Source organism: Roseofilum capinflatum BLCC-M114 (assembly GCF_030068505.1).
Taxonomy (GTDB): Bacteria; Cyanobacteriota; Cyanobacteriia; order Cyanobacteriales; family Desertifilaceae; genus Roseofilum; species Roseofilum capinflatum.
Map to the genome: position 1 here is coordinate 18,927 of NZ_JAQOSO010000007.1, position 20,068 is coordinate 38,994.

Below are 20,068 nucleotides of genomic sequence, written 5' to 3' on the forward strand. Positions count from 1 at the left end.
TCACTGGATAAATGTTCAATTTCTTTCAGAACGATAGAATTTTGAACAGTTGAGAGCGAGAGCGGTGTAGCGGGTCTTCAGTTTGAAACCTGACTGCCGGGAGGAACCCCAGCTAGTCATTCTGACGATAGGTTTTCTAACGTGAGACTAGCATTTAGAGAACAGCCCCGGCCCACAGCCGGCATACTCCAACCTGAAGACCCATGCGTTTACTACTATCTGACATCGGCATCACCTCCTAAAAATTCAACATTAAACTCTTAAACGAGTAAAAGAGCCTCTAGCTCTGAGTGCCTTGCACCTGTGAATCACCTTAGCACAGAGTTCCAGAATCGGGTGAGGATTGGTCAGAATTACAGTAAATCAAGTAAAAAAGTAGGGTGGGCATTGCCCACCCTACCCGTAAATTCTCAATTCTGAGAATTACAGAGCATTACCGCGAGGAAGAACCTCTTCGGGGAAGGTAAAGAACTGATGGGGTTGGTCAGCCGGAGCCATCCAAGCCCGAATGCCTTCGTTCAACAAGATATTCTTGGTGTAGAAGGTTTCAAATTCTGGGTCTTCTGCTGCTCTGAGTTCTTGAGATACGAAGTCATAAGCTCGCAGGTTCAGACCTAAGCCCACAATGCCCACGGCACTCATCCATAGACCGGTTACCGGTACAAAGAGCATGAAGAAGTGCAACCAACGTTTGTTGGAGAAGGCGATACCGAAGATTTGGCTCCAGAACCGGTTGGCGGTGACCATGGAGTAGGTTTCTTCGGCTTGGGTGGGTTCAAAAGCCCGGAAGGTGTTGGCTTTGTCTCCATCCTGGAACAGGGTGTTTTCGACGGTGGCTCCGTGGATGGCACAGAGTAAGGCTCCGCCGAGAATGCCGGCTACTCCCATCATGTGGAAGGGGTTGAGCGTCCAGTTGTGGAATCCTTGTAGGAAGAGGATGAACCGGAAGATGGCTGCGACTCCAAAACTGGGGGCGAAGAACCAGCTCGATTGTCCCAAGGGGTACATGAGGAATACGCTGACGAATACGGCGATGGGGCCGCTGAAGGCGATCGCATTATAAGGGCGAATGCCGACCAAACGGGCGATCTCGAATTGCCGCAGCATGAACCCAATCAGGGCAAAGGCTCCATGGAGGGCTACGAAGGGCCAGAGTCCGCCGAGCTGACACCAGCGAGCGAAGTTTCCTTGAGCTTCTGGGCCCCAGAGGAACAGCAGGGAGTGTCCCATGCTGTCTGCGGGACTCGATACGGCTACGGTGAGGAAGTTAGCGCCTTCGAGGTAGGAAGAAGCCAGTCCGTGGGTGTACCAGGAGGTAACAAAGGTGGTTCCGGTGAGCCAACCGCCGATGGAGAGGTAGGCGCAGGGGAACAGTAGAAGTCCTGACCATCCGATGAAGACGAAGCGATCGCGCTTTAGCCAGTCATCGAGGACATCAAACCATCCTCTTTCGCTGGGAGCGCGTCCGACTGCGATTGTCATAAAGCAATGTTCTCCAAAATTTTCATAATGATTGCGATCGCGCCCTAGCTGACGTTTGAGCCAACCGCTCTAAGCAGAAAACGGCGACTTTGGCCAGTCTAGTTTACGATTCTTTACTTAATTATAAGGATTATAAGGGAAATGATCAATTTTTCAATGTTGACCTCCACTTGACCGCCGGTAAAAGATGGGAAAATCTGGAGAATCTGACATACTAAACTTAAATAAATCAAATTCTTGCTTCACCCTATGTACGTGATTGATGTTGTCTTAAGGAATAACCCCATTCCTCTCTCTGTCGAGCGCAAATCTGAAGAAGACGCTCAAGGTCTCTATACCCAGATTCTAGAAGCCATGCGCTCCTCAGAATCTGAAGTGATTGAACTGAAGTGCGATCGCCAAACCGAAAAAACCGTCGCCGTTCTCAGTGGCGAGATCACCGCCGTCCAAAAAGCTGAGAAAACCGGAACTACAGCCGCTTCGGGTAGACCCCCTGGATTCTTCGCCGTCACCCAATAGACTTCTTGCAGAAGTCAGGCAAAAGGCAAAAGGCAAAAGGCAATAGTCATGCAAATCATGATTACTGCATTGCTATTCATTTTCTCGCCACTCATGCAAGAGATACCTAATGACTGGAGACATTTCTAGCCCTCCTGGAATTCAAGTTCAGAAGCTATCCTTTGATTGGCCGTCTGGCCAATCCGTCCTCAAAGACTGTTCCTTAGAAGTCCCTCAAGGAGAATTCTGGATGCTTCTGGGAACCAACGGCAGTGGTAAATCTACCCTCCTGCGAAGTCTGGCGGGACTGCTTCACCCCCAGTCCGGTCAGATCCATCTGGAATCGCCCGTCGGATTTGTGTTTCAAAATCCAGATCATCAACTGGTGATGCCCACCGTCGGAGCCGACATTGCCTTTGGTCTCGTGGAAGAAAAACTGCCTCTCCAGGAAGTTCAAAACCGGGTTGATGAAGCCCTAGAAGCCGTCAACCTGCTTCATCTCAAACGACGGCCCATCTATGCCCTCAGTGGCGGACAAAAACAGAGAATCGCCATTGCTGGGGCGATCGCCCGCCACTGTAAAGTTCTCCTCCTCGATGAACCCAGCGCCCTCCTAGACCGAGAAGCCCAACTCGAACTCGTCATCCAAGTCAAAAACCTGGTCATCCAACGCGGTATAACCGCCCTCTGGGTCACCCATCGACTCGACGAACTCGATCACTGTCATGGTGCATTTTTGCTCGACCAAGGGCAAGTGGTTGACCAAGGCAACCCCGAACGGTTAAAAAATCGTTTGATGGCTACCCATTTGAACTCTTAACACTAGGGTGAAATTTTCCCAGCTTCCGATTACAATTTCGGTACATCAAGCTCCTAAATGTCCCATCGATCAACCTTACAGCATCAAGTGAGGCAACCCTATGAAAAACAGACGGTCAAAAATCCACCCTTTAACGGCGATCGGCTTGGGCATTCTCTCGCCCCTACTCATGCAACCGACTCAGGCCCTAGAAGGAGAAGTTCCCCTAAACACCGAATCTTCTCCCCTGCTCGGTAACCTCCCCTTGATCCAAGACCCTCCCCAAGTCCCCGCTCTAGGAGAAGCGGCCAGATATCTACCGGGTCAAACCCCAGTACATTTAGTGTTGAGACTCGGAGAACGGCGCGTTTATGTTTACAAAGGTGATGAAGAACTGGCCAGCTATCCCGTAGCGGTCGGTAAAGAGGGATGGGAAACCCCCACAGGAGACTTTGAAGTATTCAACATGGAAGTCGATCCCATCTTTTTAAGCTTATGGACAGGCAACAAAATTGGCCCCGGCCCCGATAACCCCCTCGGCCCCCGTTGGGTTGGCTTTTGGACAGATGGCAAAACCCAAGTCGGTTTTCATGGAACCAATAATCCAGATTCCATTGGTCATGCCGTTTCCCATGGCTGTGTCCGCATGTTTAACAAGGATGTGATTGCCCTTTACGAGAAAGTGGAAGTGGGAACCAGAGTGATTGTGGAACCGTAAATCTAAAATGCGGGAATAAAGGAGTGCCTAGCGTAGCGTGTCCGCAGGACAAACATCTTGCTCGCTGTTGTTATATCAAATCCGGTTAAACACTTGTCATTGCGACCGTAGGGAAGCAATCGCCAAGATTCGGAGATTGTGCGATTGCTTCATTCCACTACCTTCCATTCGCGCTTCGCGCAAGCTTCGCTTTCATGTCCGCGAAGCGGAAACGCAATGACAAATCATAGCTGATTATTCGGACTTGATATGATCTAGGGAGCGAGACGCTCCCACTCCCTACAACCTAAACTACAACATGAGCTGAGAAAGATGACTCTTGCCACTGACTCACCCATAAAACAAAGGCAGCTTACTTTTGATCAGTTTCTAGCTTGCTATGGCAGTGATAAGGGCTATGAACTGATTGATGGAGAGATTTTTGACTTGGAACCCACCGGTCAGCATGAAGAAGTGGCCGCCTTTATAAATACAAAAGCCTGCGTTGAAATTGACCGACTAGGCTTACCTTGGTTTGTCCTTCAGCGTGGTCTATTGCGTCCTTCTAATGCTGGGATGAGTGCATTTCGCCCGGATATCGCTGTGATTGACTGCACAGAACTCTCTAAAGAGCCACTTTGGGCAAACCAGTCGATTTTGACCCAGGGCAGTTCGATTAAATTCATTGCTGAAGTCGTGAGCGGGAATTGGCAAAATGATTATGCTCGTAAACTTGAAGACTATGCCGCTCTAGGGATTCGAGAATATTGGATTGTGGATTATGCGGGGCTGGGGGGTATCCGCTATATCGGCAACCCGAAACAACCCACCCTCTCGATCTGTACTCTAGTTGATAGAGAGTATGACATTGAGCTTTTCAGAGGCGATCAAACCCTCACTTCCATAACGTTTCCCGATCTAAACTTGACAGCCGATTGTAGAAACCAGAGAAAAAGCGAGACGTAAACCGTCTCGCTTTTTGTTCTTGAGGTTGAAAAATCTTCCTTGCTATCCACACCAGAAAGAAATTACCAGGTTTGAGGTAATAACGGAGCCGGGGGTGGCGGGGGTGGGGGTGGAGGATTGAGAGGGGGAAGACTCGGCGCGGGTTGCGGGGGAGGTAAGGAAGGAATATTAAAGGCTCTCGCGGGCGGTGGGGCTTCCCGATACAGAGAAACTCGGTTACAGAAAACGGGAGTAACCACCACATCAGCACCTAAAATGTTGCCGATGAATCCCCGCTCTCTGCGGTCAAGATAGACGGTACGCACTTCACCGTCGGCTAGTTCTAGGGTGACCATATCGCCGACGATACTCCGAACCATGCCGCGAACAGTTTGTTCTGCGCCGTCAGGACTTTGGGCCAGTTTTTGGGCGGCTTCACAAACGGGACGACCCTCTGCTTGAGCTTCTTGGGCCAAAACCGTTTTTCCTGGTATTAGGAGGATGAGTGACGCACCAATGAAGGCTGCTATTTTGTTCATCCGTTTCACTCCTTCACGGTTACTAAATAGGGTTAACTCTCAGAAAAGATTCTTAGGGAACTAACTGAGGGTTGAAGTTGTCTGAGTTGATATCTGATTCTGGAGGGAGTTCTAAATTCAATGTTAAATCTCTGAAACCCTTTTTCCAGAAAGGATTGAGGGTTTGTCGATCGAGATTGAAACAGGACTTTTCCAGTATCATGCCACTATACTATCTTAAGATGCCAAAATCCGGAACTGAAAATTGACGATCCAGACCCATGTCCCGACCCCGAACTGCTGCTATTTTGTTTGTTGATGGTTATAACATTATTGGTGCTTGGAGCGATTTGCAAGCAACCCGCGATCGCCAAGGCCTAGAGGTTGCTCGCGAGCAACTGATCGAAATTTTGACGAACTATAGTGCTTTCCGGGGCTATGATACCCGGATTGTGTTTGATGCTCATTTGCAGCACACTCCGAGTCATCGGGAGGGGGTTACGGATATGCTGTCTGTGTATTACACAAATTTTGGGCAAACGGCGGATTCTTATATTGAGATTGCCTGCGCTAAATTTAGTCGCTCGATTGAAAAATATCAAAGGCGCTTGATGGTGGCTACTTCCGATCGCGCTCAACAAATGACGGTGGTAGGCTATGGAGCAGAATGGATGTCAGCGAGTCGGTTGGCTCAGGAGGTGAGCAATAGTAAAACGGTTCTCCATGAGAAACGAAAAACGAAGAAAAAAGTTTCTCGTTCTTCTCTCTTCCATGGGCTGGATGCCTCAGCTCAAGAGCGGTTAACGGCTTTGCGTATGGGTTTACCCTATTAGGCGGCGATCGGGTTCTTGATGCCATAGCGATCGCTCCAAAAAAGATTTTTGAGAAAAGGCTTGACAAATGCCTAGGTTTAGGGGTACATTAAGAAACTGTGATCCTCAGTAGCTCAGTGGTAGAGCGGTCGGCTGTTAACCGATTGGTCGCTGGTTCGAATCCGGCCTGGGGAGTTTAAATCATCAACCCTATTTTTAATCCATGAATGCAGCAAGCAGTCAGGACGTTTCTCCCTGGAAACAATTGTGGGCACTCGATCCCAACCGCATTTACTTGAACCATGGAGCGTTTGGTGCTTGTCCGCGTTCTGTATTAGAGCGTCAAACCCAGTTAAGGGAACAATTGGAGCAAAACCCTACGGGTTTCATCATGCATGAGCTGGAAGGGTTGCTTGACCAAGCGCGGGAGCGGTTAGGGCAATTTGTAGGAGCAAAGCCTTCAGACTTGGCTTTAATTCCGAATGCGACGACTGGAGTGAACACAGTTTTACGTTCCCTTCCCTTAGCTCCTGGGGATGAGCTGCTAACAACGAATCATGAATATAATGCTTGTCGCAATGCTCTAGAATTTGTGGCCCATCGGAGTGGGGCTAACGTGAGGGTCATTTCAGTTCCCTTTCCGCCAGAAAATGAGCAAGAGATTGCCGATCGCATCTTAGCAGCCGTTACGCCTCAAACTCGCTTGGTGCTGGTCGATCATATTGCCAGTATGACCGGTTTGATTTTCCCGATTCAAGCCTTGGGGAAAGCGCTGAAAACCCAAGGTATAGAATTACTGGTGGATGGGGCCCATGCTCCGGGCCAAATTCCCCTCAAACTGGAGGAATTAGAGGTTACCTACTACAGTGGAAACTGTCATAAATGGCTCTTTACCCCCAAAGGTGCGGGATTTTTGTATGTTAAACCTGAGCGACAAGATCGGATTCGTCCCCTGAGTATTAGCCATGGCGCTAACTCATCCCGTGGCGATCGCTCCCGATTTCATCTAGAATTTGACTGGACAGGAACCCAAGATTTCACGCCTTATCTCTGCATTCCAAGGGCGATCGATTTTATCCAAACCGAATTTCCAGGGGGATGGCTGGCACTGATGCAGCATAATCATCAAATGATTATCAATGCCAAAACCCTCCTGTCGGAAGCCCTAGGAATATCCTGTAATACCCCAGAATCTCTGATCGGTTCTATGCTATCTCTTCCTCTTCCTGATGGTTTAGCTCTCCCCCTCTATAACCATCTTTCCCAAAACTGCCATATCGAAGTGGCTATTATGGCGTTTCCCCGAGCCAACCATCGGTTGCTGAGAGTGTGCGCCCAAGTCTATAATTGCCAAGCTGATTACCAGAATTTGGCGATCGCCCTCCAATCGACTCTCAATCATCCCCAATTCACCCAACTGGGTGATGCTAATGGGTGATGTAATTCTTTTCTAGGCTCCAGTAACCTGGGTTTGGCACTCCCACTCGAATGGATGGGTAACCATCATGAAAAGAAATCAACCTCAGCTTATCTCTCTTCTGCCAACAGCCTCCCTGAGCTTAATGGTAGTGGTTACCCTATCAACTGTATTGCGGATAGGGATAACCCATTTATCCTCCCAGAGTGCATTCCCACCGACGAGTGAGACAACTGTTGAAAAAACTGCCCTATCCAATCGCCAATCCCTTCGTTAAATCGACTTTAGGGTGAAATCAATCCCTGTATCCCTACATTAATTTTGGAGGTTATGCTCAATGGGAGTTCCTCAAGTTTTACGCTGGACTATAATTTACCTACTGCAAACTGCTGTAACTCTTACCCTTGGAGCCTTGTTTGTGCAATGGATCACTCGCTTACCCTAGAGATAGACTAGACCAAAGGCAGTACAATAAAGCCTAGATAGTTTGTCCTCAGTTTCTCCAGTATTGCCCCTATTAATCCTTATGGTGTCGCGAATTCTTGTTGCTCTCGATCGCAGTCCAATCAGTCATACCATTTTTGAAACGGCTTTAGTTCTGGCTCAGACTTACTCTGCTCAATTAAGGTTACTGCATGTGCTATCGAGTCAATCTGCTGATAGTCCCCCCGATCCTCGAATGATGAGTTTAGGGATTGAAGCGCAGTTGAGTACAGATTGGGTGAAGTCTTATCACGATCAATGGCAGAAGTTTGAGCAAGAGAGTCTAGAGTTACTTAAAACCTTTGCAGATCGGAGTCTGAAGGCTGGTCTTGAAGCGGAACTGACTCAAACTTATGGTAATCCAGGACGGATGATCTGCGATCTGGCCCAGTCTTGGAATGCAGATTTAGTGGTGATGGGACGACGGGAACACTCGAATCTGACAGAATGGTTTGTAGGCAGTGTGAGTAATTATGTGATTCATCATGTGTGTTGTTCTGTGTATTTGGTACATCCCTGAGAGCAAAGGGGGGTGAGGAAGGCATAGACGCGGGGATGGACTACCGATTACCCATAACAGGATAAGTTAAGTATAGATAGAATTTTAATGAGGGAAAATTGAGGATGAAAAAAACAGTTCGAGGATTATTAATCAGTATTTTAACTCTGTTGTTGTGGTGGATGAATCCCCAACCGGCCCAAGCAACGGGGGTTTATCAAATGCCTGTGGTTAAATCGGGAGAAGCGACTTGGATACTGGATCAAGGGGATGTGATTAGTCGGTTAAATGAGGGAAAACTTAGCGATCAGTTCAGTCAGTTGGCACAAGAGACGGGGAATGAAGTCCGGTTGGTGACGATTCGCCGTTTGGATTATGGGGAAACGATTGATAGCTTTACTAATGATTTGTTTGAAAAGTGGTTTCCGACTCTAGAGGAGCAGAGGAATCAAGTGTTATTGGTTTTAGATGTGGTGACCAATAATTCGGCGATTCGCACGGGAGAGGGAACGAAGAGCTGGTTGTCCGATGAGATGGCGGAAAGTGTATCGAGTGAAACAATACAAGTGCCGTTGCGTAATGGCGATCGCTACAATCGAGCGTTTTTAGGAGCTGGCGATCGCTTAACCGCTATTTTATCCGGTAATCCCGATCCCGGCCCTCCCGTGGTTGAAGACACTATTCAAGCAGAAAGTAACTTTGCTTCCGCAGAAGAAACCAAAAACTCCAACGCTACCGTTTGGGTGATTGTCTTGCTGATTTTGGCCACTGTGATCCCCATGGTCACTTATTTCTGGCTGTATCAATAGGAAATTAAAAGAACAGTAAGTCCTGGTTAGGGGCGATCGCCCTCACCTAAACGACTTAAGGGTGAACAGACGTTCACCCTATACCTCCATTGCCCATAACCCTTGATGAAAGGAAAAGTGACATATCTTGACGATCTAAGGAATTCTATGCATGATTAATATCAAGTCCGGGTAATCAATTAAAGCATAAGGTAGGGCGGGCAGGGTCTGCTTCTATAATTTCTAGAATAATTAAACCGAAGAGAAAATATAATTACAGCCCTTATGGAGATGATTCGGATGAAAACATTGATTGAACGATTAAAGTCTAAAATAAAACAAACAAAACATTGGTTTAACCGAAGAACTTGGCCCAAAAATTCCATTGTCTATTATACTGGCTCAACTCCTTCTCTTTGGACACCAGAAACCTTAAAAATCGGATTAGGGGGTTCAGAAACAGCCATTATACAGTTAACCAGAGCCTGGGTGAACTTAGGTTACCAAGTTACTGTTTATAATAACTGTGGAACCCAAGCAGGAATTTATGATGGAGTCGAGTATCGACACTATTCTGAATTCAATCAATACGATCGATTTGATATATTAATTATTTGGCGCTATCCTTGGCGACTCTATTCCCAAACTAAAGCCAATAAAATTTGGCTGGATTTGCATGAAGTCATGCAGCCTCATCAAGTTAGCAAATCTAAATTGAAGAATTTTGACCGCGTTTTTGTAAAATCAGCTTACCACAGGAGCTTACTACCGGAAATAGAGGAAAACAAAATAACAATTATTCCGAATGGGATTGATCCATACTACTTTCACTATAGTCAAGCCCCTAAAGATCCCTACAAATTAATTTATGCATCCAATTATATTAGAGGACTTGAAAGAATGCTCCAATATGGTTGGCCAATCATAAAACAAGTAGTGCCCCAAGCACATTTACACATCTATTATGGTTGGTCAGGCAATGATTTGAGTAAACCAGAAATTCAAGCCTGGAAAGAAAAGATGATGGAATTGATGAATCAATCCGGTGTCACTGACCATGGTAGAATCGGAGTGGAAAAGTTAATCCAAGAAAAATCTACAGCATCTATTCATTACTATGGCTGTACTTTTCAAGAAATAGATTGTATTTCAGTCCGAGAATCGGCTGCTGTAGGCTGCGTTCCTGTCACCACTGACTGCTACGCTTTTAGTGAAAAAAAATACTGCATAAAAGCACCTGGTAATCCTTACGAGAAAACGACTCAAGAAGCGGTAGCGATGAAGATTATAGAGTTATTAAACGATCGGGATAGATTAGAAGAAATACGTCAAGAATTTCAGCAACTCGCACAAGAAGAAACTTGGGAGAATAGTGCTAAACTTTGGTTAAACTACCATTGATTGATATGAGGATTTACCGTTATGACGATGCCTAATTTTTTGCTCATTGGTGCTGCCAAAGCAGGGACAACATCTCTGTATTATTATTTGAAGCAACATCCGGAAATTTACGTTCCATCCGGATATAGCAAAGAACCCGATTTTTTTGCCCTAGAAGGTGAACCCTTAGAATATCCGGGGCCCGAAGGTACATTTAAGATGAACGATCGCGTTACCGATCTCGACACTTACCGATCGCTTTTTGACCCCGTGACCACCCAAAAGGCGATCGGGGAAGCCTCAACTGTATACATTTATAGTGAAAAAGCACCAGAACGGATACAACACTATATCCCAGACGTGAAACTGATCGCCATTCTTCGCGATCCAGTAGAACGAGCATTCTCCCACTATTTATACTGGGCATCCCAGGGATTTGAACCCCATACAAACTTTGACTTTAATCAAGCCATTCAAGCAGAAGAGACGCGCATTTCTCAAGGTTGGAGTCACAATTGGCATTATATCAGACGAGGATTTTACTATACCCAACTCAATCGCTACTTTGACCGCTTTGATGCGAGTCAAATCAGAATCTATCTCTATGAAGATCTCATCAAAGATAAGTTAGCCGTAGCCCAAAATATATTTGAATTTTTAGGGGTCGATCGAACCTTTACGCCAAATTTCACCAAAACTCATAATAAAACAGAAGTTCCTAAAAATCGAACTGTCAATACACTCCTCAATCGACCCAATCCCATTAAAGCAGTCTTAAAACCCCTCTTACCTACTGGACTACGCAAGCGTATCGCTACTAATCTCAAGCAGCGTAACCAAGGAAAACCCAAACTCCCTGACCAAACTAGGAAGCAACTTATTAACATTTATCGACAAGATATTCTGCAACTGCAAGACTTAATTAACCGAGATCTTTCCAATTGGCTAGAGTAATCCTATGCTATTTAATTCCCACGTCTTTATTCTCTTATTTTTACCCCTTACCTTAATTATTTTTTTTGGTCTAGCTAAATTTCGACTCACTTTAGCAGCGATGATTTGGCTAGTGGCTACCTCCCTCTTTTTCTATGCCTACTGGAATGTAGCCTATTTACCCCTACTGGTAATTTCCATTCTCACTAACTTTTTCATCGGTAGAACTCTATCAAGAACAGAGCATGGAAGTCAACAGGCTAAACTCTTATTAATCAGTGGTGTCTGTATCAACTTAGGATTTATCGGATACTACAAATATGCAGGATTTTTAGCTCAATCGATGAATGGCATCTTGAATACCGATCTGATAGTGCCCAATATTGTCCTGCCCCTAGCCATTTCTTTTTATACCTTCACCCAAATTGCTTATCTCGTTGATGCCTATCGTGGGGAAACCAAAAAATATGGCGTTCTTGAATACAGTTTATTCGTGTCTTTTTTCCCTCAACTCATCGCTGGCCCGATTCTCCGCCATGATGAACTGATCCCGCAATTCTGGCAGAAGCGTAAATTTATTTTCTCCGATCGCAACTTTGCCAGAGGACTAACCCTGTTCACGTTGGGTTTGAGTAAAAAAATGCTCATTGCAGACCGTCTTTCCCCTTGGGTGGCAGACGTATTCGATCATGCAAGCCAGGTGAGTTTTGTAGAAGCCTGGGTGGGAGCATTATGTTATACACTACAACTCTATTTTGACTTTTCCGGCTACTCAGATATGGCGATCGGCTTGGGATGGATGTTTAATATTGAATTGCCGATTAACTTTGATTCTCCCTACAAAGCAACCTCCATTGCTGATTTTTGGCGCAGGTGGCATATTACCCTCTCAAACTTTCTCCGGGATTATCTGTATATTCCACTAGGAGGAAACCGTAAAGGAGAACTAAGGCGAAATTTGAATTTAATGATTACTATGTTCTTAGGAGGACTTTGGCATGGTGCAGGTTGGACATTTGTGGTCTGGGGAGGACTTCACGGTTTATACCTCGTTATAGACCGGCAATGGCAACGACTGCGTATTAAATTACCTTGGTTTCTTGCATGGTTCATTACCTTTTTTGCTGTGGTGATGAGTTGGATCTTATTTCGATCGACGAGCTTTCAAGATGCTGCCTTCATGATTCAATCAGTTACTGGAATGAAAGGTATTGTTTTACCCGGTAAGTTTGAGTCACTTTTATCTTGGCTCACTCCTTTGGGTGTAGAATTCAAGGGACAAGAAGTGCTATCTGCTCTACCCTATCTTCCAGGAACCGATGCTACAACTTTAGGCATCAATTTTGTAACCATTATCGCCTTACTTGCAGTGGTAATTTGGTGTCCAAATACCCAAGAAATAATGGAAAAGTTTCAACCTAAATGGTGGTGGGCAGTTGGAGCAGGTACGATGGTTTTTGTCTGTTTACTTTCATTGAATCAAGTCAGCGAGTTCTTATATTTTCAATTCTGAGGTGAATATGAAGCCTTATCGTAGTTTTAGTCTTATCTTGTTGTCAGTAGCAGCCAGCGGATCATGCCTAGTTGCCCTATTTAATGCAATTATCGATCCTTTCGGGATCATGAATATCCTGGTGATTAGAGGAATCAATCAGTCTAAGCCTGCAACTGTAGATAACACAAGATTATATAAGGCAGTAGACCTAACTCGTCAAGATGCTAAAACTATATTTTTAGGGGCATCTCGCGTAGAAACAGCCTTTGATGTAGAGCATCCAGCATTACAAACATATCAACCTGTTTATAATTTAGCTATGCAAGGAATGACGTTTTATGAGCAAAGACGTTATTTGGAATATGCTATTCAAACACAAGAAAATATTCAAGTCGTTATTCTAGGCATAGATTTATGGCTTCTAGAAGATCCCTATTTAAGGAAAACCGGTTTTAAAGAAGATAGGTTGCAACAACAAGGTTTGCCGTTATCAGAATCTCTAGAAATTAATTTTTCTTGGGATACGTTTAGTAAAAGTCTTGAATCTATTAAAGCTAATTTAGACAAACCAGATTACGAATACTATAACTCTAAAGGCGTTCGCGATACTGACTATGTGAAATATAGGAATGTGAAGTTTACTTCTTGGCTTCCAGGAATAATTAATAATCCAAAGGATAAAATATTTCCATTTGCTTTAGAAAATCTCAGTATTATTGTTGATTTATGTCGAGAAAATAACCTGAATTTGATAGCCTTTATTACACCACCTCACGTTACTCAATTTGAAGCTATGTATATGTCAGGTAGTGAAGCAGTTATAGAACAAGGGAAGCGAGAGATTGTTAATATACTCCCAGTTTGGGACTTTTCTGGCTATAACAGTATAACTACGGAATTCATCACCGATCAAATGACTAAATACAGGGATAGTTCTCATTTTACAATGCACGTTGGAGACTTGATTCTCAATCGGATTTTACAGTATAATCAAGAAATAGTGCCGGAAGATTTTGGTATTATGATTGCTCAAGAGAATATTGAAGAGCATTTGGAAGACATTCGTAAACAAAGAAATATCTGGAGGAAGGACAATCCAGATGTCGTGACAATGTTAGAAGGACTAAAGCGATAGCAAAATACGACTCATTTCAATTTAAAGAAGAGAAAACCGTGGCTATAAGCTATTATATATCTATCTATGGAGTAAAATTACTATGAAACTATTTCAAAGTTTATGGGAAGAGCAAGTCCAGCAAAGCCCCAATGCGATCGCCCTCGAATGTAATGATGTGCAGTTAACATATGAGCAACTCAATTACCAAGTGAATCAACTGGCACATTATTTACAAAGCTTAGGGGTAAAACCAGAAGTCCGTGTCGGCATCTGTGCCGAACGCTCTTTGGAGTTAATTATAGGCATTTTAGGGATTTGGAAAGCAGGAGGAGCTTATATTCCACTCGATCCGAAATATCCTAAAGAACGCTCGGAATTTATTCTTCAGGAAACAAAAATTTCTTGGTTACTTACCCAAGAACATTTACGAGAGGAGTTTCCTAGTTATTTGGGAAAAATAATAAATTTAGATACAGATTGTTCTCTTTTGAGATCCTATCCACAGGATGATCCCTTAAGAACTGTTCAACCCGATAACCTGGCTTACATTATCTACACATCAGGATCAACCGGTAAACCCAAGGGAGTACAAATTACTCAGGAAAATGTTAGCTATTACCTGAAGGGACTAACAGATGTTTTCCCTATTACAGAACAAGACTACTACTTACATACTGCTTCCTTCTCGTTTTCTTCGTCTTTACGTCAACTCCTATTTCCCTTATGTAAAGGAGCAAAAGTTATTGTTGCCACTGATGAATACATTAAAAATCCACTCCAGTTGTTTCAATTCATCATAGATAAAAAGGTAACTGTATTTGATACAGTTGCGTCAGTTTGGCGCTACGGGATTCAATCTTTAGACACTCTTCCTCTCGAAAAGCAAAATTTGCTCCACTCTAGTCAGTTGCGGTTTCTTGTCTTTTCAGGTGGTCTTTTACCTTGTCCTCTCCTGAAAAAAGTTCGCCGTCAATTTCCGATAAACAAACAACCACAAGTTTTTAATCTTTATGGTCAGACAGAAACTCTAGGAGTTTGTGCCAATTGTGTCCCTGAAGACTTTGAACGAGATTCTGGTTATGTACCGGTTGTGGGGAAACTTTACGATCACAATTGTATTCACGTGGTGGATGAAAACCTTAATCTTCTACCTATGGGTGAAATTGGGGAATTGGCGATTTCTGGAAAAAATCTGGCACGAGGCTATCTCAACCGCCCCCAAGATAATGAGGCCAAATTTATTTCTAATCCTTTCTCAGAAGATCCCTTTAATCGGCTTTTTCGCTCTGGGGATGTGGCTCGTATTTTAGAAAGCGGTGGTTTAGAAATTCTTGGGCGAGTAGATTTTCAAGTTAAAATCCGTGGAATGCGAGTCGAAACTGGTGAGATTGAAGCTGTTCTAGAAAATCATCCCCAGATTAAACAATCTGTTGTTTCTGCCCATGAAACTCTTCAAGGAGAAACTCAACTGGTTGCCTATTTAATCCCCAAATCTGGCCTTACCATGGCTGTTCACTCTTCTTTAAAGGAAGAATTACGACATGAGATTCAAGGCAAGCTCCCTGACTATATGATACCTGCCCATTTCATGTTCTTAGATGCTCTACCTCTAACACCAAATGGTAAATTAGATCGTCGTGCTTTGCCAGAACCAAGCCGCGATAACTTAGAATTAACTCAGCAGTTTATCCCTCCTAGCAACGAAATTGAAGGCCAATTGGTAGAAATTTGGGAAAAATGGTTGGAGCAAAAGCCTATTGGGATTTGCGATCATTTCTTTGAAATTGGCGGACATTCCCTATTAGCTGCCCAAATTTTCTCTGAAATTGAACAAACCTTGGGGGTGAAGCTTCCTCTGGCTTTACTGATGAAAGCACCAACGATCAAAGAAATAGCAGAAATATTGCAAAGCGATCGCTTCACTGATGCCTGGTCATCGTTAGTTCCAATTCAGCCCAATGGCGATAATCCTCCCTTCTTTGTTAGTCATGGGATAGGAGGAAATGTTCTTAATTATAGCAACTTAGCAATTGAATTAGGTTTGCATCAACCGTTATATGGTTTACAAGCACAAGGTCTTGATGGCAAAACCCAACCTTTAACTACTATTGAAGCTATAGCTGCTCGTAATATTCAAACAATGCAAGCATTTCAAGCTCAAGGTCCTTACTTGATTGGAGGTTACTCTTTTGGTGGTCTAGTAGCTTTTGAAATGGCACAACAACTCAGACAACAAGGCCAGGAAATTGCTCTGCTTGTCATTCTTGATAGCCATAGTCCCTATGCTCTTGAACGTATTCACACCACACCTCTTTCACCCTATGAACGACTGGCTCGGCATTGGAGAAGATTTTCTCAACAAGGTTTTGAGTATCTTGTTGAACGTTGGCAAGATCGTATGAAGGGTATGGCTTCATCTTCTAAGGCTTTCGACCAACTTCCTTCTGAAGACTGGTTGCCTAAAGATGATGGCACAAATATTGTGATTCAAACCAGTCATTTTATTCGGAAAGTCAATAGAGCTGCAAAAAGCCGCTATACTCCTACCATCTATGATGGCAAAATTACACTATTTCGCTCCAGGTTAGGACGACCCATACCAGAAGGATGGAAACTTGATCCACTACTAGGTTGGAGAAAAATGACTTCTGTTGGTGTAGAAGTTTATGATGTACCAGGCAACCATGGCTCTTTTATGGATTACCCTAATGTACTTGAGCTGGCCCAAAAGTTGAACCAGTGCCTCCAGAACGCAAGATCAGACTTGAATTAAAACTTAGTCATTACTTATATGTCTAAGTTCCATTCATAAGGTTTATTAAGTTCTCCAGCAATCTGATTAAACACTTGTAAATTTTCTGGTGATAACTCTTGCTTCCATCGCATGTCTAACTTGATTTTAAATTCTGGGTCTTGATAGTATTGACCATGACTTTCCAGATTTTTTTGTTTTTTCCCCTTGTATTTTGCAATTAAAGCATTCGCTCCTCGACTGCCAACAACATGATGATGATCGTGCTTCCAGTATTCGATCATATCCGGGACAAACTCAATATCTAACCAATGACATATCTGTTGTAACACTTTGTGAGGATTTGTGGCCATTTCTTCATAGCGAATTGCTAACTTTCTATCCTCTGAAAAATTATTGTAAAATTCACTTTGCTCTTTAAAAAGATTAACCCATTGATGACTGAGGTTTTCTATGGAGTCTTTCTTAAACCGGAGATAGGAGTTAATAACTGCTCGACCATCTCGTACATTATACAAGAGGTAAGCATCAATTTTATTTTGCCTAAATTCCCTAGCCTTCAATTTATTGGAGATCCAACTCACTTCCTTGCTAGAATCAGTCAGAATAGATTGTTTAGTTTTAGAAAAAAGTATAGTATAGGGATTAAGAATTTCGTCATTCCCTAACCATTCTCGAACTAGGCGTTCAAGTTTTAAAGGAATATATCGATGCAATCTGTGATTGCTCATTCCTGCTGCAAATTGCTTTAATTCTGCCTTTGTAAAATTATCTAGCCAAAAGGTACTATCTTCAGGATACCAAAAGTCTCTTCCTTTTTGTACCATCTGAGGAAGCTTGCTGATTTCACCTAATGAAAACGCATCTGGGTGACTGCCAATCATCAATTCAACTAAGGTTGATCCTGAGCGACCCATACTTATTACAAAAACAACTTTATTTCTTCTATCTATTTTTTTGATCATAAATGACAATTTTATATTATTTTGTACTATATATTTTCCTCCTTTAGGTTATCATGTTTATTTATAATTGTCAATAATTAAGGGTGATCACTTAATCCATAGATTCACTCTGTTAAGCGATGATAAACTTTATTTTTGATATCACAAAAATATTGATGATTGCTTCATTCCTCACTTAATATGAGAGGGTACAAGAGTTATTCAAAAATATCTCTAAACAAAGATATCTGGGGAAAAAGAAAGCAAACTTTCATCAGTAGACCTTACCCTTATATCTATAAGGTTCATGATTTAATTACTTTCTCATCCTCTTTGCTCAATTGTACTCATAGGGTTGGTTAACTGCTCCAGCAATACGGTTGAATATGTCTAAGTTCTCTGGTGATAGCTCTTTTTTCCAGCGTAAATCTAATTTAATTGATAAATCTCGTTTTTCGTAATACTCTCCATGAACTTCACGCACTTTATCTAGTATTTCTTTCCCTTGGTAGCGTCTAATTAAAGAGTAAGTTCCATCGTTGCCAGAAATGTCATGGTGATCGTATTTCCAGTACTCTAGCATATCCTCTATAAATTCTATGCCAATCCATTGGCAAATGGTTTGAATGGTTTGGTGTGGTTGACTGGCCAAGTCTTCATAGGCAATTTCTATTTTTTTATCTTCTTTAAATGAATGAAAATAAGCCTGCCTTCCCTTCGTCTTTTGTACCCAACCCTCAGTAAAGTCTACAACGTCCATATCTTGGAATCTGCGTAGGAAAGAATTAAGGACTGCTCTTCCATCTCTAACTAAATGTAATAAATAGGCTTCAACTTCCCCAGATCTAAATTCTCTAGCCTTAAGCTTCTTTTCCACAAAGGGGTAAAATTTAGTGGCATCGATTATTACTTCTTCATTAAGTTTAGAAAACATTAAGCTATAGGGATTAAAGACTTGGTCGTTGCCTAAGAATTCTCGAACTCTTTTTTCTATTTTTAAAGGAATATAGGGTGTTGCACGAGTGTCCCCTAAGCCAATAGAGAGTTGCTTTATACCTTCTTTGCCAAAGGTTTCTTCCCAAAAATCTGAATTACGGTTAATACAGTCTAGGAAAGCTCCGTTTCTGTAGCGGTTAGGCAGATTTCCAAATTCTCCAGCAGAAAAGCACTGAGGATGACTCCCCAGAATGACGGAAAGAAGGCTAGAACCAGAGTGTCCTGCTGAGATGATAAACAAAACTTTTTTGGTATTCATTAAACTTAAGTTTAGAGAAAATTATGATTATAGATTTTTTTGATGCAAGTTGTTGCTTGACATAAATCAAACAAACAAATAGTAACATAACATTTATATCTTTATTTGTCAATAATTTTGATTTTGTATATGGAGTGATCCTAATAATTGTATAATTGATCTAATTTATTAGGGATCAGACGAGCTGGAGTTAACTTTGATGATCGAGAACCTACCTAAAATATACTTTTATATTCCTCGCAGAGATTGGCCAAAAATCATTCCTGATAGAGCAGAAGAGCTGCGTCCAGCAAATGTTCTAGGGAGTTGGATTTTACAAACTTATTTGCGTTTGTACGAAAGTGGATTTTCTTGCCAGTTGGTTTCAGAAATGCCAAAGGAGGGGATCGTAGTTGCTTATCGGTACTCTTTGCCTTATGAAGCAAAACCTCCTGCCGATCTCCTTTGGGTGTGTGTGAAGGGAGATCAAAATTCTCATCCTTACGCACCAATTCATGTGGTTCAGAATGCTTGTGAAGTTGATTCTCCTCCTTTACAGATTCAATCAGTGGATGAAGATAGATACTTGTTACCGAGTAAACGATTTTACTTGCCTCATTGGCCTCAAGCTGGGGTTATTCCGAGAAGTCCGAAAAGAGGCGATCGCTTTGAGAATGTCGCTTACTTTGGTATTACTTATAATTTAGCACCGGAACTTTCTCAACCCGAATGGAAGGAACAGCTCAAGCAAATGGGGTTAAACTGGAGACGGGAGAAAGAGCGCGATCGCTGGAATGACTATAGCGAAGTAGACGCTATTCTTGCTGTTCGCTCATTTAACGATAGCACAGATTATCCTTGGAAACCAGCATCAAAACTCTTTAATGCTTGGAATGCAGGAGTTCCAGCGATTTTAGGACGTGAGTCTGCCTTTCAGGGGGAAAGAAAAAGTGAACTCGACTATATCGAAGTCAATAGTTATGAAGAAACCGTTAATGCCGTTAAACGTCTGCGAGATGATACACAATTTCGCCAAGTGATGATGAACAATTGTCAACAACGGGCACAAGAAATAACCCCAGAGAATATTACTAAGCGATGGCAAGATTTTTTACTTAATACTTGCGTTCCTGCCTATGAAGAATGGCGAAGTTTATCCAATTGGCAACGTCAAAAATTTTTCATGGGTCGCTATCTAGCCCTTAAATGGAATAGCTTAGAACGACGAATTCTATCTTTGAACAGATAAAAAAATACAGGCGATCAAAGTCTAGT

Annotated in this window: 18 protein-coding genes and 1 tRNA gene; 15 read left to right on the forward strand and 4 right to left on the reverse strand. The window is 42.9% G+C overall.

Annotation, left to right across the window (positions count from 1 at the left end):
* Positions 1 to 423: 423 nt before the first annotated feature.
* A complete protein-coding gene (psbD, locus tag PMG25_RS01805; protein ID WP_283765204.1) occupies positions 424 to 1,482 on the reverse strand; it encodes a photosystem II D2 protein (photosystem q(a) protein) in 1,059 nt (352 codons plus the stop codon).
* Between the two features lie 249 nt (positions 1,483 to 1,731).
* Here psbD and PMG25_RS01810 point away from each other — a divergent pair, with 249 nt between their 5' ends.
* The 4 genes from PMG25_RS01810 (at position 1,732) to PMG25_RS01825 (ending at position 4,442) form a co-directional block, all read left to right on the forward strand.
* Positions 1,732 to 2,001, forward strand: coding sequence for a UPF0367 protein family (locus PMG25_RS01810; protein ID WP_283765205.1), 270 nt, complete (start codon positions 1,732 to 1,734; stop codon positions 1,999 to 2,001).
* 109 nt (positions 2,002 to 2,110) lie between these two features.
* Positions 2,111 to 2,800 (forward strand): energy-coupling factor ABC transporter ATP-binding protein, encoded by a 690-nt coding sequence (locus PMG25_RS01815; protein ID WP_283765206.1) that lies wholly within the window; start codon positions 2,111 to 2,113, stop codon positions 2,798 to 2,800.
* A gap of 100 nt (positions 2,801 to 2,900) precedes the next feature.
* The gene (locus PMG25_RS01820) at positions 2,901 to 3,497 is read left to right on the forward strand and encodes a L,D-transpeptidase (protein WP_283765207.1); all 597 of its coding nucleotides are present in this window, start codon (positions 2,901 to 2,903) and stop codon (positions 3,495 to 3,497) included.
* A 312-nt stretch (positions 3,498 to 3,809) separates the two neighbouring features.
* Positions 3,810 to 4,442: a Uma2 family endonuclease gene (locus PMG25_RS01825; protein WP_283765208.1), complete on the forward strand. Its 633-nt coding sequence runs from the start codon at positions 3,810 to 3,812 to the stop codon at positions 4,440 to 4,442.
* Positions 4,443 to 4,504: 62 nt separating this feature from the next.
* Here the strand turns inward: PMG25_RS01825 and PMG25_RS01830 are convergent, their stop codons facing one another.
* Positions 4,505 to 4,960, reverse strand: coding sequence for a hypothetical protein (locus tag PMG25_RS01830; protein WP_283765209.1), 456 nt, complete (start codon positions 4,958 to 4,960; stop codon positions 4,505 to 4,507).
* A gap of 260 nt (positions 4,961 to 5,220) precedes the next feature.
* On the opposite strand from PMG25_RS01830, the gene PMG25_RS01835 reads away from it, so the two are divergent.
* The 10 genes from PMG25_RS01835 (at position 5,221) to PMG25_RS01880 (ending at position 16,636) form a co-directional block, all read left to right on the forward strand.
* On the forward strand, positions 5,221 to 5,772 hold the full coding sequence (locus PMG25_RS01835) for an NYN domain-containing protein (protein WP_283765210.1): 552 nt from the start codon (positions 5,221 to 5,223) through the stop codon (positions 5,770 to 5,772).
* 102 nt (positions 5,773 to 5,874) lie between these two features.
* A tRNA-Asn gene (locus PMG25_RS01840) sits at positions 5,875 to 5,946 on the forward strand.
* Positions 5,947 to 5,974: 28 nt separating this feature from the next.
* Positions 5,975 to 7,189 carry an aminotransferase class V-fold PLP-dependent enzyme gene (locus tag PMG25_RS01845; protein ID WP_283765211.1) on the forward strand — a complete coding sequence of 405 codons (1,215 nt, stop codon included), beginning with the start codon at positions 5,975 to 5,977 and terminating at the stop codon, positions 7,187 to 7,189.
* Between the two features lie 505 nt (positions 7,190 to 7,694).
* Positions 7,695 to 8,171, forward strand: coding sequence for a universal stress protein (locus tag PMG25_RS01850; RefSeq protein ID WP_283765212.1), 477 nt, complete (start codon positions 7,695 to 7,697; stop codon positions 8,169 to 8,171).
* Between the two features lie 104 nt (positions 8,172 to 8,275).
* Positions 8,276 to 8,959, forward strand: a complete 684-nt coding sequence (psb32, locus tag PMG25_RS01855; protein WP_283765213.1) for a photosystem II repair protein Psb32 — start codon at positions 8,276 to 8,278, stop codon at positions 8,957 to 8,959.
* 279 nt (positions 8,960 to 9,238) lie between these two features.
* A complete protein-coding gene (locus tag PMG25_RS01860; protein ID WP_283765214.1) occupies positions 9,239 to 10,339 on the forward strand; it encodes a glycosyltransferase family protein in 1,101 nt (366 codons plus the stop codon).
* A 21-nt stretch (positions 10,340 to 10,360) separates the two neighbouring features.
* On the forward strand, positions 10,361 to 11,272 hold the full coding sequence (locus tag PMG25_RS01865) for a sulfotransferase family protein (RefSeq protein ID WP_283765215.1): 912 nt from the start codon (positions 10,361 to 10,363) through the stop codon (positions 11,270 to 11,272).
* A 4-nt stretch (positions 11,273 to 11,276) separates the two neighbouring features.
* The gene (locus tag PMG25_RS01870) at positions 11,277 to 12,764 is read left to right on the forward strand and encodes an MBOAT family O-acyltransferase (protein WP_283765216.1); all 1,488 of its coding nucleotides are present in this window, start codon (positions 11,277 to 11,279) and stop codon (positions 12,762 to 12,764) included.
* A gap of 7 nt (positions 12,765 to 12,771) precedes the next feature.
* Complete coding sequence (locus tag PMG25_RS01875) at positions 12,772 to 13,881, forward strand: hypothetical protein (RefSeq protein ID WP_283765217.1); 1,110 nt, start codon at positions 12,772 to 12,774, stop codon at positions 13,879 to 13,881.
* Between the two features lie 82 nt (positions 13,882 to 13,963).
* Positions 13,964 to 16,636, forward strand: coding sequence for a non-ribosomal peptide synthetase (locus PMG25_RS01880; protein ID WP_283765218.1), 2,673 nt, complete (start codon positions 13,964 to 13,966; stop codon positions 16,634 to 16,636).
* 14 nt (positions 16,637 to 16,650) lie between these two features.
* Here PMG25_RS01880 and PMG25_RS01885 read toward each other — a convergent pair whose 3' ends face one another.
* Entirely contained in the window at positions 16,651 to 17,580 is a 930-nt protein-coding gene (locus PMG25_RS01885) for a sulfotransferase family protein (RefSeq protein ID WP_283765219.1), read from the reverse strand.
* Between the two features lie 316 nt (positions 17,581 to 17,896).
* Positions 17,897 to 18,814 (reverse strand): sulfotransferase family protein, encoded by a 918-nt coding sequence (locus PMG25_RS01890; RefSeq protein ID WP_283765220.1) that lies wholly within the window; start codon positions 18,812 to 18,814, stop codon positions 17,897 to 17,899.
* 199 nt (positions 18,815 to 19,013) lie between these two features.
* Between PMG25_RS01890 and PMG25_RS01895 the strand changes: the two genes are divergently transcribed.
* Positions 19,014 to 20,042: a hypothetical protein gene (locus PMG25_RS01895; protein WP_283765221.1), complete on the forward strand. Its 1,029-nt coding sequence runs from the start codon at positions 19,014 to 19,016 to the stop codon at positions 20,040 to 20,042.
* Positions 20,043 to 20,068 lie beyond the last annotated feature (26 nt).

Excerpts from the sequence above, each read along its gene's own strand:
- PMG25_RS01885 (WP_283765219.1), bottom strand. The coding sequence starts at position 17,580 with ATGATCAAAAAAATAGATAGAAGAAATAAAGTTGTTTTTGTAATAAGT.
- PMG25_RS01890 (WP_283765220.1), bottom strand. The coding sequence starts at position 18,814 with ATGAATACCAAAAAAGTTTTGTTTATCATCTCAGCAGGACACTCTGGT.
- PMG25_RS01825 (WP_283765208.1), top strand. The coding sequence starts at position 3,810 with ATGACTCTTGCCACTGACTCACCCATAAAACAAAGGCAGCTTACTTTT.
- PMG25_RS01880 (WP_283765218.1), top strand. The coding sequence starts at position 13,964 with ATGAAACTATTTCAAAGTTTATGGGAAGAGCAAGTCCAGCAAAGCCCC.
- PMG25_RS01835 (WP_283765210.1), top strand. The coding sequence starts at position 5,221 with ATGTCCCGACCCCGAACTGCTGCTATTTTGTTTGTTGATGGTTATAAC.
- PMG25_RS01860 (WP_283765214.1), top strand. The coding sequence starts at position 9,239 with ATGAAAACATTGATTGAACGATTAAAGTCTAAAATAAAACAAACAAAA.
- psb32 (WP_283765213.1), top strand. The coding sequence starts at position 8,276 with ATGAAAAAAACAGTTCGAGGATTATTAATCAGTATTTTAACTCTGTTG.
- PMG25_RS01820 (WP_283765207.1), top strand. The coding sequence starts at position 2,901 with ATGAAAAACAGACGGTCAAAAATCCACCCTTTAACGGCGATCGGCTTG.
- PMG25_RS01810 (WP_283765205.1), top strand. The coding sequence starts at position 1,732 with ATGTACGTGATTGATGTTGTCTTAAGGAATAACCCCATTCCTCTCTCT.
- PMG25_RS01845 (WP_283765211.1), top strand. The coding sequence starts at position 5,975 with ATGAATGCAGCAAGCAGTCAGGACGTTTCTCCCTGGAAACAATTGTGG.
- PMG25_RS01870 (WP_283765216.1), top strand. The coding sequence starts at position 11,277 with ATGCTATTTAATTCCCACGTCTTTATTCTCTTATTTTTACCCCTTACC.
- PMG25_RS01815 (WP_283765206.1), top strand. The coding sequence starts at position 2,111 with ATGACTGGAGACATTTCTAGCCCTCCTGGAATTCAAGTTCAGAAGCTA.
- psbD (WP_283765204.1), bottom strand. The coding sequence starts at position 1,482 with ATGACAATCGCAGTCGGACGCGCTCCCAGCGAAAGAGGATGGTTTGAT.
- PMG25_RS01830 (WP_283765209.1), bottom strand. The coding sequence starts at position 4,960 with ATGAACAAAATAGCAGCCTTCATTGGTGCGTCACTCATCCTCCTAATA.
- PMG25_RS01895 (WP_283765221.1), top strand. The coding sequence starts at position 19,014 with ATGATCGAGAACCTACCTAAAATATACTTTTATATTCCTCGCAGAGAT.
- PMG25_RS01865 (WP_283765215.1), top strand. The coding sequence starts at position 10,361 with ATGACGATGCCTAATTTTTTGCTCATTGGTGCTGCCAAAGCAGGGACA.
- PMG25_RS01875 (WP_283765217.1), top strand. The coding sequence starts at position 12,772 with ATGAAGCCTTATCGTAGTTTTAGTCTTATCTTGTTGTCAGTAGCAGCC.
- PMG25_RS01850 (WP_283765212.1), top strand. The coding sequence starts at position 7,695 with ATGGTGTCGCGAATTCTTGTTGCTCTCGATCGCAGTCCAATCAGTCAT.